A 13,258-nucleotide genomic window follows, 5' to 3' on the forward strand; every position below is an offset into this window, starting at 1 on the left:
AAGAGCGGAACCAATATCAGCCCCAACCCAAATAACGGATATACACCCCACCTCAGCAACAAAGCCTACGCCGTCTTCCCGGTATGGTTATTCAGCGAAATAACCTTGGTCTTCCCAATCCGGTGACGATAAATCTCACGCAGGTACTTGATCGCCTTCTTCACACAATCCCGCGACAGACGAATATCGTTGATCGACACAAACTTGTCCTTGTCGTTGATCAACTCACGATACTTCTTCTCGTACATCGGCTTGATCGCATACCAGTTGGTATCCAGGATCTTCGCCGGGTTCTCGAACTCGTTGAGCAGCTCATCAATCCGGTCTTCATCAAAATCCTCATGGATGATGAAATCCAGGATCGAATTATCCAAAGTGTCATCAAACCGATACGGATTACGCGCAAAACAGCGCTTGATAAACGCCACGATCAACGTCAAAAAATCATCCGACAGGCACGGGCTTTTAGCGATCAAGGTCGTGAGCGACAAGTTGGCCGACGCCCCGATCACCAGCGCATACCGTTTGAGCGTCGTATTGGGAAACAGGCTGTTGAGGTGCGTCTTGAGCCGATTCAGGTCCATATAGGACAGCTTGTAATCCTTGGGCAACGACACAATCGACACCACCGACGAGCAGTTCTTGAAGAAGTGCAAGTCATGCAACGCCGCCGCGTCATAGCCGGAATTCTTGTACTGCTCCAGGGAGGCCTTGTACCGCTTGGACTCGATCGGCAACAGGCTGATGCCTTCGATCGCCTGGGTCACCTTGTTGAAGTGCGGCAGATCAATGGAACGGAAAAACAGGTCGTCGATGTTCAGCCGCTGCGGCTCTTTTTCGAACACCTTGAACTTGTCGCTCGAAGGCGCCGGCGTTTCCGGCACCACCGATTCGGCATAGGCAATCGCCACCGGGCCGGCCAGGCTCATGAACAGGTCGTTGGCATCCAGGCGGATGGTCTCGCCAATGTCGATCCCGGCGCGACGGAAATAGTTCTGGTCGTAGTCGGTGGTAACCGCCTGGGCCGTCAGAATGTTGAAGATCTGCTGCGAGATGTACTGGTTGGCGTGCTTTTCCATGGCATTGACATCAATGTTCTGGATGTTGCCGTCATCGCTTTCCTCGGCGTAACGCATGATGTCGTTGGAGATCAGCATCATCGCGTTCCACGGTCGGATACGGCCTTTCACGCTGGCTTCGCTGCTGTCTTCATTGTCGAAGTTGTACGAGAAGTCCCATTCTTCCGACAGGTATTTGCACAACAGCCGCCCGGCGTTGATGTGCAGCGCCTCGGACATTTCGCTGCGGTGATCGGAGATGTTCGGCAGCACACAAATCCCGCTGGTGAAGATCGGCTCGAACACGAAGGCGTGACCGCTTTTGCTGTCATGTTCATCGGCGGGCTTGGTGTCGAACGTCTTGTTCATGTACGAGTGCTGCTGGGCCAGGCCGAACTCCGAGGCCATGCCTGAACCGGTACCGCCGCCGGCACTGAAGATCGAGAAGTACAGGCGCGACTGGTTGGCCTTGATGCCGCAGGAGTCGATCAGGTACGAGTGGATCATCTTCCAGTCGGGGCTGGAGAAGCGCTGGGTGTCTTTGTTGAGGATGATCTTGGCCAGGTACTGGCCGAGGATCGGCGCGTTACCGGCGCCGCCGGCATGGACTTCCGAGAGGTCCATGATTTTCATCTTGCTGTAGTCCCGCAGGAAACCGCTTTTCTCACCCTTGCGCGAGAAACGGATGCGCCCGGCAATGTCCTTGTCCAGGTCGCCCAGCATCACCAGCGGCTCGACCAGGAACACCGGTTTGGTGCCCTTGTTCGAACCCAGGCGCAGGTTGTTGCGAATCCACTGGGCGGGGCGGTAGCCCTTGTCGGTGGATTTGTCTTCGTTGCTGAATTCGTTGAGGTAGAACTTGCGGGCGTTGTACACCAGCTCTGCCACATCCAGGGCAATGTTGGAGCCACAGCGGCCCAGGCCGATCAGGCACACCGAGGGGAATTCCTGCTCATTGCGCAGTTCACCGTCGACTTCCAGGTGCGGTGCGCGCGGGAACACCATGTCGCGCAGGCCGTCGAGGTTATCGAGGATGCGGTCGGTGTTGGTCTCGGTAAAGTACAGGTACTGCTGGGTGGCCAGCGGGCGGGCGGTGCTCAATGACTTTGAACCTGAGGGTTTTTCCGCAGGGGCTGTCAGCAACACGTCGGATACCGCAGTGGCAGAGTTATTTTTAGAAGTCATTGTGCGCCATGTGCCTGGACGGATGGCTGAGTAAGTATCAAATAGCCATCACAGAATGAGAGATCGCGACTTTACAGTGCGTCCGGGTCTTGGGCGATAGGGTTTAACCCTAGGGTTTTAAGGGGAAAGCCTGGCCGGACTCTGATGAATCGGCCGTTCGTCGGAGTTCTTTAGTGAAATGATGGCGATTTGCCAAATATGTGGGAGCGAGCAAGCCCGCCCCCACATTCAGCGAATTGGCCGAACGATGGACGCCGGGCCCGCACGACCCGAAGGCGGATCTTTCGGCGCGGGGTCACCCCCCGTCAGGCCCAGCAGGCTGAACAGGTTGTTCTGGTCCAGGCTGTTGATCACCGCGCTGATATCACTCAACGGCACCGCAGCGCTGAGCAGGTAACCCTGAACAAAATCACAGCCGTGTTTTTGCACCACTTCAAATTGTTGCAGGGTTTCCACGCCCTCTGTCACCACCTGCAGGTGCAGGGTGTGGGCCATGCCGATAATGGCCTGGACGATCTCGATGTCGGCGTTCGACTTGGGGATATCCTGGATAAATGAACGGTCGATTTTCAAGGTGTTCAACGGCAGGCGCTTAAGGTAGGCGAGGGACGAGTAGCCGGTGCCGAAGTCGTCGATGGACAGCGACACGCCCAGGGCGCGGATTTGCCGTAGCAATGCCAGGGTGCTGCTGATATTGCCCATCAGCGCGTTCTCGGTTACTTCCAGTTCCAGACGATTGGCCGCGATCCCGCCGAAGCGCAGGGCGTTTTCGATCTCATCGGCCAACTCGTCACGCGTCAGGTTGAGGGCCGAGCAGTTCACGGCCATGACCAATTCAGTGTGGCCTTGCTCCGACAGCAGGCTCAGGTCGTGACAGGCCTGGCGTAGCACCCAGTGATCCAGTTCGGCAATCAGCCCGTTGCTTTCGGCAATGCCGATGAACCGGTCCGGGGTCAGCAGGCCATGTTGGGGGTGTTGCCAGCGCACCAGGGCTTCGAGGCGCGTGACCCTGCCTTTTTTCAGGTCAAGTATCGGTTGGTAAAACAGCACCAACTCGTTCTTGCCCCGCAGTGCGGCGCGCAGTTCCTCTTCCAGCTGCAGTTCCAGGAAGGCCCGGGTTTTCAGGTTGGAGCTGAAGAAGTTCAGGCTATTACGCCCGGCATCCTTGGACTGATACAGCGCCAGGTCAGCGGTCTTCAGCAGCTCTTCGCTGGTTTTGCCGTCTTCGGGAAACAGGCTGATGCCGATGCTGGTGGTCATCACCATGCGCCGGCCGGCCAGTTCGATGGGGTCTTTCATTTTCTGCATGATGCGCTGGGCCATGTGCCGCGCTTCATCGCGATGATGGATGCTGATCAGGATGCAGAATTCGTCACCGCCAAACCGCGCGACCACGTCGTCATGGCTGCGCACCGAGCTTTTGATATGGCCGGCCAGCACCGTCAGCAGTTCGTCGCCGGCGTCATGGCCGAGGCTGTCGTTGATGCGCTTGAAGTGGTCGATATCCAGGAAGATCACCGCCAGCATGCCGTCGGTGGCGGTTTTTTCCGCGAGTTTCTCGGCGAAGATCTGGTTGAAACCACGGCGGTTGAGCAGGGTGGTCAGGGCATCGTAATGCGCCACCTGTTGCAGCGAGGCGCGGGCCTGGTCCAGTTCGGTGAGCAGGGCGTTGACCCGGCGCAGGTCGGTTTCCTTGTGTTGCAGCTTCTTGTCCGCGAGGGCAGCACTGATGCTGCTGCCAATCACCAGCAGGGCGATGACCGCCACCAGCAGCCCCAGTTGGACCGGGTTGTTGTCCACCGGCAGTGCCGACTGTACGAGGTCTTCGGGTACCAGCAGCTGCATGGCCGCCATGCCGGTGAAGTGCATGCTGATAATGCCCGCGCCGAGCACCAGGCTGGCCGCGTACTTGAGCAATTGATGGAACATGCCGGTGCCGTTGCGCAGGTACAGCGACAGCAGCAAAGCCGCCAGGCTGGCGCCGATCGCGATCAACACAGAGGCGAGGAACAAGCCCGTCTCGAAATACACGCCCGCCTCGGAGCGCATGGCCGACATGCCCACGTAGTGCATCAGCGCAATACCCAGCCCCATCCACACCGACGCCAGCACATATTGGTGGGCGCGCAGCCTTGGATGACTGAGGGTTTGCATGGCGAACAGCGCCGCGATCAGGGCGATCAGCAGCGAGGCGAACGTCATGATCAATTCGTAGTGAATCGCGATAGGCGCCTGGAAGGCCAGCATGCTGATGAAGTGGGTCGACCAGATGCCGCCTGCCAGGCAGCCCGCGCCTACCCAGCGCCAGTGCCGTTGAGCCTTGGGGTTGTCGACATGGCCGACCCGCTCGGCCATGTCCAGGGTGCCGAAGCCCGCTGCACACGCCACTACATACGCCAGTAGCACCAGAAAGGGGTTATGACTGCAATTGAGTAATAAGTGCCCACTGTCCGGAAGGTCGGTAAAAAAATGCAAACCAAGCCATTCCATAGCATGTCCCGTCACAGAGTTTTAGTCTGACTGCGTCTTTCAGTATAGAGAGCGTGAGCGAGTTACAAGGATTGATGGCAGATTGCTTCTAATCATTTGGCGATGAGTTTATAAACAACTAGAACCAAATGATTAGGGATGACCGCCCGGGTCGCCCGATGGAGTGACATCAGACTTACGAATCATTACAGACAATCCCCACGAGGCTGACTAGATTGCAGGTTCCGGGCTCAGGATGCGTCTGGCATCGCGGCTCACATAACAATAAAAGAGACGGACCCATGCAGAACTCGACCCAAGCGGCGAATGCCTGGCGCATTCTGTTCCTGCTGTTCCTGGCCAACCTGTTCAACTTTTTCGACCGCACCATTCCCGCGATCATCATCGAGCCGATCCGCATGGAGTGGCACCTCAGCGACTTCCAGCTCGGGATCATCGGTACCGCGTTCACCATTGTTTATGCAATTGCCGGCTTGCCGCTGGGGCGCCTGGCCGATACCGGCTCGCGCAGCAAACTCATGGGCTGGGGCCTGGCGGCGTGGAGTGGCCTGACAGCGGTCAATGGTCTGGTGGGCAGCTTCTGGACCTTTTTGCTGGTGCGCATGGGCATCGGCATCGGCGAGGCCAGTTATGCGCCGGCGGCAAACTCGCTGATCGGTGACCTGTTTCCCGCCCACCGCCGTGCCCGGGCCATGGGGATCTTCATGCTGGGCCTGCCCTTGGGCCTGTTGCTGGCCTTCTTCACCATTGGTGCGATGGTCAAGGCGTTCGACAGCTGGCGTGCGCCATTCTTTATTGCCGCGGTGCCGGGGCTGATCCTTGCGGTGTTCATGTTCTACATCAAGGAACCCAAGCGCGGCGCGGCGGAAGCCGTGCAAGTCTCCCAGGAGAAAGTCGACCGGCCGATTCGCCGGGTGCTGGCGGTGCCGACATTCCTCTGGCTGGTGCTGGCCGGGTTGTGCTTCAACTTCGCCACCTATGCCTGCAACTCGTTCCTGGTGCCGATGCTGCAGCGCTATTTCCTGCTGCCGTTGCAGGATGCGGCAGTCGCCACCGGTGTCATCGTCGGTATTACCGGCCTGGTGGGCCTGACCCTGGGTGGCTGGATTGCCGACAAGATCCATCAACGTATCGCTAACGGCCGGCTGCTGTTCGCGGCGTGCAGTTTGATTATCTCTACAGTGACCACTGCCTGGGCGTTGCACGCGGGGCGGATCGAGATTGGTGTGTTTGTGGCGCTGTTCAGTGTCGGCTGGCTGTTTGCCTATAACTTCTACACCTGCGTGTACACGGCGATCCAGGACGTGGTCGAGCCGCGCCTGCGGGCGACGGCGATGGCATTGTTCTTCGCCGGCTTGTATTTGCTGGGCGGGGGCATGGGGCCGATTGTGGTGGGCGGGTTGTCGGATCATTTTGCCCATTCGGCGATGTATGCCGACGGTGCCCAGCAGATGACTGAGGCTTACAAGGCGGTGGGACTGCATGACGCCATGTACCTGATTCCGGTGGCGCTGTTTTTGACCATGCTGTTTCTGTTCCAGGCGTCCCGCAGTTTTGTGCGCGATGCCCAGCGGATGAAGGATGGGTTGGGGGTGGTGGAGGTGCCGGCCAGGGCGGTTACTGCCTGAGACCGAGGTGACGCCTTCGCGAGCAAGCCCGCTCCCACATTTGACCGCATTCTCAAGATGGGACTCGGTCAAATGTGGGAGCGGGCTTGCTCGCGAAGAGGTCATCAATAACAACGATGTCTACAGTGAATAAAAAAGGCCCGCATTGCGCGGGCCTTTTTGTTTGTCAGGGTAGGGCGGCGAAGTTAGCCCGCGACCAACACCCGAATCGCTTCCAGTCGCAGCGCCGCCTTGTCGAGCATCGCCAGGCCTTGCTCGCGCTGTTGGCGCAGGGCAGCCAGTTCGCTGTCGCGCACGGTCGGGTTGACCGCTTGCAACGCGGTCAGGCGCGCCAGTTCTTCGTCGGTATCCGCCGCCAGGCGACGTTGAGCCTCGGCCACACGCTCGGCGTGACGCGGGGCAATCTTCTCCTCACCGGCGTTGATCCGCGGCGTCAGCTGGTCGCGCTGGGCCTGCACGAACTTGTTGGCGCTGGCCCGCGGCACGCTTTCCAACTGGTCATTCAAGGTCAGGAACGACACGCGGCCCGACAGGTCATTGCCATTGGCATCCAGCAGGCAACGCAGTGCCGCCGGTGGCAGGTAACGGCCCAACTGCAGCGAACGCGGAGCAACCACTTCGCTGACGTAGAGCAGTTCCAGCAACACGGTGCCCGGCTTGAGCGCCTTGTTCTTGATCAGCGCCACGGCGGTGTTGCCCATGGAACCGGACAGCACCAGGTCCATGCCGCCCTGCACCATCGGGTGTTCCCAGGTGATGAACTGCATGTCTTCGCGGGAAAGCGCCTGGTTGCGGTCGTAGGTGATGGTCACACCTTCGTCGTCGCCCAGGGGGAAGCTGGCGTCGAGCATTTTTTCGCTGGGCTTGAGAATCAGTGCGTTTTCCGAATGGTCTTCGCTGTCGATGCCAAAGGCGTCGAACAGGGTTTCCATGTAGATCGGCAGGGTGAACTGGTCGTCTTGCTCAAGGATCGCTTCCACCAGCGCATCACCTTCGCCAGCGCCGCCGGAGTTGAGCTCCAGCAAACGGTCGCGGCCGGTGTGCAGTTCGGCTTCGAGGCGCTCGCGCTCGGCACGGGCTTCGTCGATCAGCCCTTGCCACTCGCCGTCGTCGGCGTTTTCCAGCAGCGGCAGCAGGCGCGGGCCGAACTGGTGCTGCAAGGCGTTGCCGGTCGGGCAGGTGTTGAGGAACGCGTTCAGCGCCTCGTGGTACCACTGGAACAGGCGCTCTTGCGGGCTGGTTTCCAGGTACGGCACGTGCAGTTCGATCACATGTTTCTGGCCGATCCGGTCCAGACGGCCGATCCGCTGTTCCAGCAAGTCCGGGTGGGACGGCAGGTCGAACAGCACCAGGTGGTGGGAGAACTGGAAGTTGCGGCCTTCACTGCCGATTTCCGAGCAGATCAGCACCTGGGCGCCGAACTCTTCATCCGCAAAGTAGGCGGCAGCGCGGTCACGCTCGAGGATGTTCATGCCCTCGTGGAACACCGTGGCCGGGATGCCGGAGCGCACGCGCAGGGCGTCTTCCAGGTCCATGGCGGTTTCGGCGTGGGCGCAGATCACCAGGACTTTGGTGCGCTTGAGCATCTTCAGCTGGTCGATCAGCCACTCCACGCGCGGGTCGAAACGCCACCAGCGTTGTTCTTCATCCACATCCGGCTGCGACTGGAAGCTGACTTCCGGGTACAGCTCGGCGTGCTCGCCCAGGGGCAGCTCGAGGTATTCGTCCGGGCACGGCAGCGGGTAGGCGTGCAGCTTGCGCTCCGGGAAACCTTGCACCGCGGCGCGGGTGTTGCGGAACAGCACGCGGCCGGTGCCGTGGCGGTCCAGCAGTTCGCGGACCAGGCGGGCACTGGCTTCGGCGTCGCCATCGTTGACGGCGGTCAGCAGCGCTTCGCCTTCGTCGCCGAGGAAGCCCTGGATGGTCTTGTGGGCGGCGGGCGAGAGACGGCCCTTGTCCAGCAGTTCCTGGACGGCTTCGGCCACCGGGCGATAGTTTTCGCTCTCGGCGCGAAAGGCGTGCAGGTCGTGGAAACGGTTCGGGTCCAGCAGGCGCAGGCGCGCGAAGTGGCTGTCCTGGCCCAGTTGCTCAGGGGTTGCAGTGAGCAGCAGCACGCCCGGAATCACTTCGGCCAGTTGTTCCACCAGCGAGTACTCGGGGCTGGCTTTTTCTTCGTGCCAGACCAGGTGGTGCGCTTCGTCGACCACCAGCAGGTCCCAGCCGGCCGCGAACAGCGCGTCCTGGGCCTTCTCGTCGTCCACCAGCCATTCCAGGGCCACCAGCGCGAGCTGGGTGTCTTCGAACGGGTTGGTGGCATCGCTTTCGATAAAGCGCTCTTCGTCGAACAGTGCGACCTGCAGGTTGAAGCGGCGGCGCATTTCCACCAGCCACTGGTGCTGGAGGTTTTCCGGCACCAGGATCAACACGCGGTTGGCGCGACCCGACAGCAACTGGCGATGGATCACCAGGCCGGCTTCGATGGTCTTGCCCAGGCCCACTTCGTCCGCCAGCAGAACCCGCGGCGCGATACGGTCGGCAACTTCACGGGCGATGTGCAATTGATGCGCGATCGGTTGCGCACGCACGCCGCCCAGGCCCCAGAGCGAGGACTGCAACTGGCGGCTGGTGTGTTCCAGGGTGTGGTAGCGCAGGGAGAACCAGGGCAGCGGGTCGATCTGGCCGGCGAACAGACGGTCGCTGGCCAGGCGGAACTGGATGAAGTTCGAGAGCTGGGTTTCCGGCAGGGTGACCTGCTCGTTCTGCCCATTGAGGCCGTGGTAGACCAGCAGGCCGTCGACGTCGTCGACTTCTTGCACGGTCATTTTCCAGCCTTCGAAATGGGTGATGGTGTCACCCGGCGAAAACCTCACGCGAGTGAGGGGCGCATTCCGTAGCGCATACTGGCGAGTGTCGCCAGTGGCCGGATAGAGCACGGTTAACAAGCGGCCGTCCTGTGCCAGAACGGTGCCTAACCCCAGCTCTGCTTCGCTGTCACTAATCCAGCGTTGCCCCGGTTGATACTGCTGCGCCATGCTGCCTGACTCCCGCCGTGAAAAAGCCGACTATTCTAACGGAACACGGCTTCCAGACCAAAAGGAATAGGTGCAGCTTCGAGCTTTAAGCTACAAGCGGCAAGAAAAAGGGCGGTATCTTCGTCGGATAGATGACGATTGGTTCACAAGTTGGCGGCTTGACGCTCAAGTCGTCACCCACGCAGCCGACAGTCTGCTGAACAGGAGACTAATAATATGCTGCCACCCATGCTGCCCTTGAGTGTTGTGCCGGTCACGTCGCAGCTTGACCCGGTGCGCCAGAAGCCGGATATCCCGCCCGTGGCACCGGTTCAGCCAGGCTCCAACGAAAGTACCATCGACTTGCAAAAGCGCGATCCCGAGGAAGCGGCTTTGCTGCTGCGCGAGGAGCAACGTCGCCAGCAGGAACAGCAAAAGCGTCGCCGCGAAGCCGATGAAGACTCGCAGGAGCACCTGGCTGTTCCCGGTGACGAACTCAACGCCGACAACACCGTGCCGGTGGTGCCGTTGATTGAAGACGCACCACGGCAAGGTTTGTGGGTGGACGTCGAGGTTTAATCCCGCAGTTCGCGCAGGGCGGCGATCAGTTGCTCGATGTCTTGCGCCGTATTGAGGTAGCTCACGGAGATTCGCGCCACGCTGTCCAGCTCGCGGGCCTGCATGTCCAGTGGAGTGTAGGGCACGCCATTGGCACCGATATTGATCCGCTTGAGGCCCAGGCGGCGCTTGAGCTCGAAGGCGTCCCAGCCGGCCAGGTTGAACGCGATCAGGCCGGACTGGTTTGCGCTGGTTCCCAGGTCATGCAAGGTAATCCCGTCGATTCGGCGCAATTGTTCACGGATTGTGTCGCTTAACAGCCGGACCGTCTCGCGGACCCGCTCGACCCCCAATCGATTGACCTCCAGCAACGCATTGCCCAGGCCTGCCAGCAAGGCGAATGACACTTCGCTGGTTTCAAAGCGCCGGGCGTCGTTGCGCAAGTCAAATCCCGCAGGGCTCCAGGGCGCCGAAAACACATCGCGTTGGGCCGGGTTCAAGCGCTCGAGAAAATCCGGCCGCACATAGAGCAGGGCGGTCCCGCGTGGGCCGCGCAGATGCTTGCGCCCGGCGCCCTTGAGCACATCGCAGTGCAGCGCTTGCACATCCACCGGCACCTGGCCGATGGCTTGCCCGGCGTCGATGAAATAGGCAATGCCATGACGCCTGGCCAACGCGCCGATGGCCTCGGCCGGGTTGATCAAGCCGCTGTTGGCGGGGAGCCAGGTCAGGTCGATCAACCGCACCCGGGCGTCGAGCATGGCTTCCAGGCCGGCGATGGATACCGCGCCGGTTTCATCGCAGGGGATCACTTCTACTTGTGCACCCGATTGCACGGCCGTCTGCATGCTCGCCAGGTTGCCGCCCCATTCGTGGCGGCCCACCAGAATGCGGTCGCCTGGCTGCCACGGGCCCAACGCCTGGAACGCCATGCTCCAGGCGGTCGAGCCACTGCTGGCGAAGGCAATCGATGACACGGGCGCATTGAGCAGTTGCGCGGCGGCGCGACGGGCTTTTTCTGTCAGCAGTGCGCCGTGTTCGCCGGCCTCCATCGGGCCGTCGCGGGCTTCGCGCTGCAACTGGTCAATGATTGCATCGAGCGTCCCTTGGCTGGGCAGGGAGGCCCCGGCGTGGTTGAAGTGGACGATGCCGGACTGGCAGCCCGGCGTTTCGTCCCGCAGCTCCCGGACCTCGGTCAGGGACAGCGCAGTCACGGCTGCAACTCGAAAATCGCGTCGATCTCCACGGCTACGCCGCCCGGCAAGCTGGCGACGCCCACGGCCGTACGGGCATGCCGGCCTTTGTCGCCGAGGGCGTTGACCAGCAAGTTCGAAGCGCCATTGGCGACTGCACCCTGGCGCTGGAAATCACCGCTGCTGGCGATAAATACGCCCAACCGAATGATGCGCACCAGTCGCGACAGGTCATCGCCCAGGGCATCGCTTAATTGTGCCAACAGGCCCAGCGCCGCGAGTTCGGCGGCCTTGGCGCCTTCGTCTTCGCTGATGGATTCGCCGAGTCTTCCGATGTAAGTCGGTTTGCCGTCCAGCAGCGGGATTTGGCCGGAGATGAACAGCTGGTTCTGGCTGATCACGTAATTGACGTAGTTGGCAATCGGCTGGCTGGGTGTCGGCAGGCTCAGGCCGAGGGCTTGTACGCGTTGCGAGATGGAGTGGCTCATGATGAATCCTCTTGGAAAGAGTCTTCAGCATGGGCGGGGCGATTTTCGCCGACAAACGGATAGATTTAACTCGACGTATCGAAATAACTCATGCGTCAGCGCAGATTTCCCGCAGCCATTCACTGAAACAAGCGGCCGCCGTGCTGGTTTCGCCATGCGGGGCAATCAGCCAGTAACCGATCTCGCTTTGATAGGGCGGCCAGTCGAAGGCTTCCACCAATGTGCCCTCCTTGAGCCTGCGTTCGATCATGCGGTGGCGGCCCATGGCGATGCCCTGGCCGGCGACGGCGGCTTCGACCACGATGTTGTAGTCGTGCAGCAGCGCCTTGGGGTAGTGCTCCACATCCACCTGATAATGCCGGGACCAGTCGGTCCACTCGAAAGGGCGGTGCGAGGTGGCCATCAGCAGCGGGCCATTGGCCAGTTGGCTGGCCTTGAACGCCGGGCTGCAGACGGGTGACAGTGTTTCGCTCATCAGGCGCGTGGCCTGCACGTCGGTCCAGTCGCCCTTGCCGTAGCGAATCGCCAGGTCGACCTCGGCGGCGGCGACATCTGCCAGCTGAATCGCCGGCACCAACTCCACCTGGATGTGTGGGTAGCGGCTGAGAAACCCCGCCAGGCGCGGTGCCAGCCACAAGGTGGCGAACGAGGCGAGCAGGCCGACGCGCAGTACGCTGGTGGCGGGCGGTGTTTGCTGCTGGCGGGTGGCGGCGGCGATGGTGTCGAGGGCGGGGCGGATCTGGTCGTAGTAGTGTTGGCCGTCTTCGGTCAGATCGATGGCGCGGGTGCGTCGGATAAACAGCGGTTTGCCCAGGTGCTGTTCGAGTTTCTGCACTTGATGGCTGAGGGCGCTTTGGGTCACTGACAGCTCGGCGGCGGCCTTGATAAAACTCAAATGCCGGGCCACGGCCTCAAAGGCGCGCAGGGCCAGGAGTGGGGGAAGGTCCTTGTGCAGTGCCACGTCGAACGCTCTGTGTGAGGGGGTGGGATGGGGGGATTTTGCGGGCAAATGCGCGCGATGACATCGATTTTGTTTACGCGGGATTGGCGCAGGACGCATTATTGGGGCATCCAAGCCATTACGTAAGCCAAGCCATGAGTGACGATGACAAGCTGATTGACCTGAATGCCGAACGGGCCAAACGTGTTCATGATCTGAATGACAAGCGACTGAATGAAGTGCGCCAGGCGTTTGAACAGGCGATGCCGCTGGGGAAGCCCAAGAAAAAGCCGAAAAGCAAACCGAAAAAGCGCTGATATAGCCTGCATCGTTTGATGCAGGTCAGTTATTTCCCTTCTTTACGCTCCGTCGCGGGCGACATTGATCCTCGTCAATTTCTTCTTTCGTCTTCTTGGTTAACTTAGCCCTATCGCAACAGGGCAAGTGCAGGAGGCCGGTCATGTTTTTCGATAATGTGGTGTTTGCCGGAGTGCTGACGGTTGGCCTCATGGTGATGTTCTTTGTAGGGTTTGGAATTTTTATCTGGAAAGACGCTAATAAGCGTAAGAGGCCTTAGGTCTTTTCGGATACATGAGCACGCAAGGCATTTTGGGCGACTTCGGTCGCCTTTTTTTTGTTTTGGATTTTTTGTTTTGGATTTTTTGATTTGTGTACATATCCGTTGCTGCGGTAACGGCTACTTATGG

At 60.3% G+C, this 13,258-nt stretch carries 10 protein-coding genes; 4 read left to right on the forward strand and 6 right to left on the reverse strand.

Annotated elements, in window-relative coordinates:
• Window positions 1–65: 65 nt before the first annotated feature.
• Complete coding sequence (locus tag HX839_RS27120; RefSeq protein WP_023659116.1) at window positions 66–2,243, reverse strand: hypothetical protein; 2,178 nt, start codon at window positions 2,241–2,243, stop codon at window positions 66–68.
• A gap of 228 nt (window positions 2,244–2,471) precedes the next feature.
• The gene (locus HX839_RS27125; protein WP_023659115.1) at window positions 2,472–4,733 is read right to left on the reverse strand and encodes a bifunctional diguanylate cyclase/phosphodiesterase; all 2,262 of its coding nucleotides are present in this window, start codon (window positions 4,731–4,733) and stop codon (window positions 2,472–2,474) included.
• A 281-nt stretch (window positions 4,734–5,014) separates the two neighbouring features.
• Here HX839_RS27125 and HX839_RS27130 point away from each other — a divergent pair, with 281 nt between their 5' ends.
• On the forward strand, window positions 5,015–6,361 hold the full coding sequence (locus HX839_RS27130) for an MFS transporter (protein ID WP_003210907.1): 1,347 nt from the start codon (window positions 5,015–5,017) through the stop codon (window positions 6,359–6,361).
• A 185-nt stretch (window positions 6,362–6,546) separates the two neighbouring features.
• On the opposite strand, the gene rapA is transcribed toward HX839_RS27130, so the two are convergent.
• Window positions 6,547–9,393 (reverse strand): RNA polymerase-associated protein RapA, encoded by a 2,847-nt coding sequence (gene rapA, locus HX839_RS27135; RefSeq protein ID WP_177067988.1) that lies wholly within the window; start codon window positions 9,391–9,393, stop codon window positions 6,547–6,549.
• A gap of 216 nt (window positions 9,394–9,609) precedes the next feature.
• On the opposite strand from rapA, the gene HX839_RS27140 reads away from it, so the two are divergent.
• Window positions 9,610–9,951 carry a hypothetical protein gene (locus HX839_RS27140; protein ID WP_008430424.1) on the forward strand — a complete coding sequence of 114 codons (342 nt, stop codon included), beginning with the start codon at window positions 9,610–9,612 and terminating at the stop codon, window positions 9,949–9,951.
• Here the strand turns inward: HX839_RS27140 and HX839_RS27145 are convergent.
• From HX839_RS27145 to HX839_RS27155, 3 genes are all read right to left on the reverse strand, one after another.
• Window positions 9,948–11,144 (reverse strand): aminotransferase class V-fold PLP-dependent enzyme, encoded by a 1,197-nt coding sequence (locus HX839_RS27145; RefSeq protein WP_003210912.1) that lies wholly within the window; start codon window positions 11,142–11,144, stop codon window positions 9,948–9,950. The two genes, HX839_RS27140 and HX839_RS27145, sit on opposite strands and share 4 nt — an antisense overlap.
• Entirely contained in the window at window positions 11,141–11,611 is a 471-nt protein-coding gene (locus tag HX839_RS27150; protein ID WP_003210913.1) for a RidA family protein, read from the reverse strand. The genes HX839_RS27145 and HX839_RS27150 overlap by 4 nt, the downstream gene beginning before the upstream one ends.
• Window positions 11,612–11,699: 88 nt before the next feature.
• A complete protein-coding gene (locus HX839_RS27155) occupies window positions 11,700–12,572 on the reverse strand; it encodes a LysR substrate-binding domain-containing protein (protein WP_177067989.1) in 873 nt (290 codons plus the stop codon).
• Here HX839_RS27155 and HX839_RS27160 point away from each other — a divergent pair.
• On the forward strand, window positions 12,566–12,868 hold the full coding sequence (locus HX839_RS27160; RefSeq protein WP_143495551.1) for a hypothetical protein: 303 nt from the start codon (window positions 12,566–12,568) through the stop codon (window positions 12,866–12,868). The two genes, HX839_RS27155 and HX839_RS27160, sit on opposite strands and share 7 nt — an antisense overlap.
• A gap of 143 nt (window positions 12,869–13,011) precedes the next feature.
• Window positions 13,012–13,128: a cytochrome c oxidase subunit CcoM gene (gene ccoM, locus HX839_RS31765; protein ID WP_003210916.1), complete on the forward strand. Its 117-nt coding sequence runs from the start codon at window positions 13,012–13,014 to the stop codon at window positions 13,126–13,128.
• The last annotated feature ends 130 nt before the right edge of the window (window positions 13,129–13,258 follow it).

Source organism: Pseudomonas sp. I8001, from assembly GCF_013385345.1.
Lineage (GTDB): Bacteria > Pseudomonadota > Gammaproteobacteria > Pseudomonadales > Pseudomonadaceae > Aquipseudomonas.

Coding starts and splice junctions, on each gene's coding strand:
- ccoM (WP_003210916.1), top strand. CDS start 13,012: ATGTTTTTCGATAATGTGGTGTTTGCCGGAGTGCTGACGGTTGGCCTC.
- HX839_RS27130 (WP_003210907.1), top strand. CDS start 5,015: ATGCAGAACTCGACCCAAGCGGCGAATGCCTGGCGCATTCTGTTCCTG.
- HX839_RS27120 (WP_023659116.1), bottom strand. CDS start 2,243: ATGACTTCTAAAAATAACTCTGCCACTGCGGTATCCGACGTGTTGCTG.
- rapA (WP_177067988.1), bottom strand. CDS start 9,393: ATGGCGCAGCAGTATCAACCGGGGCAACGCTGGATTAGTGACAGCGAA.
- HX839_RS27140 (WP_008430424.1), top strand. CDS start 9,610: ATGCTGCCACCCATGCTGCCCTTGAGTGTTGTGCCGGTCACGTCGCAG.
- HX839_RS27150 (WP_003210913.1), bottom strand. CDS start 11,611: ATGAGCCACTCCATCTCGCAACGCGTACAAGCCCTCGGCCTGAGCCTG.
- HX839_RS27125 (WP_023659115.1), bottom strand. CDS start 4,733: ATGGAATGGCTTGGTTTGCATTTTTTTACCGACCTTCCGGACAGTGGG.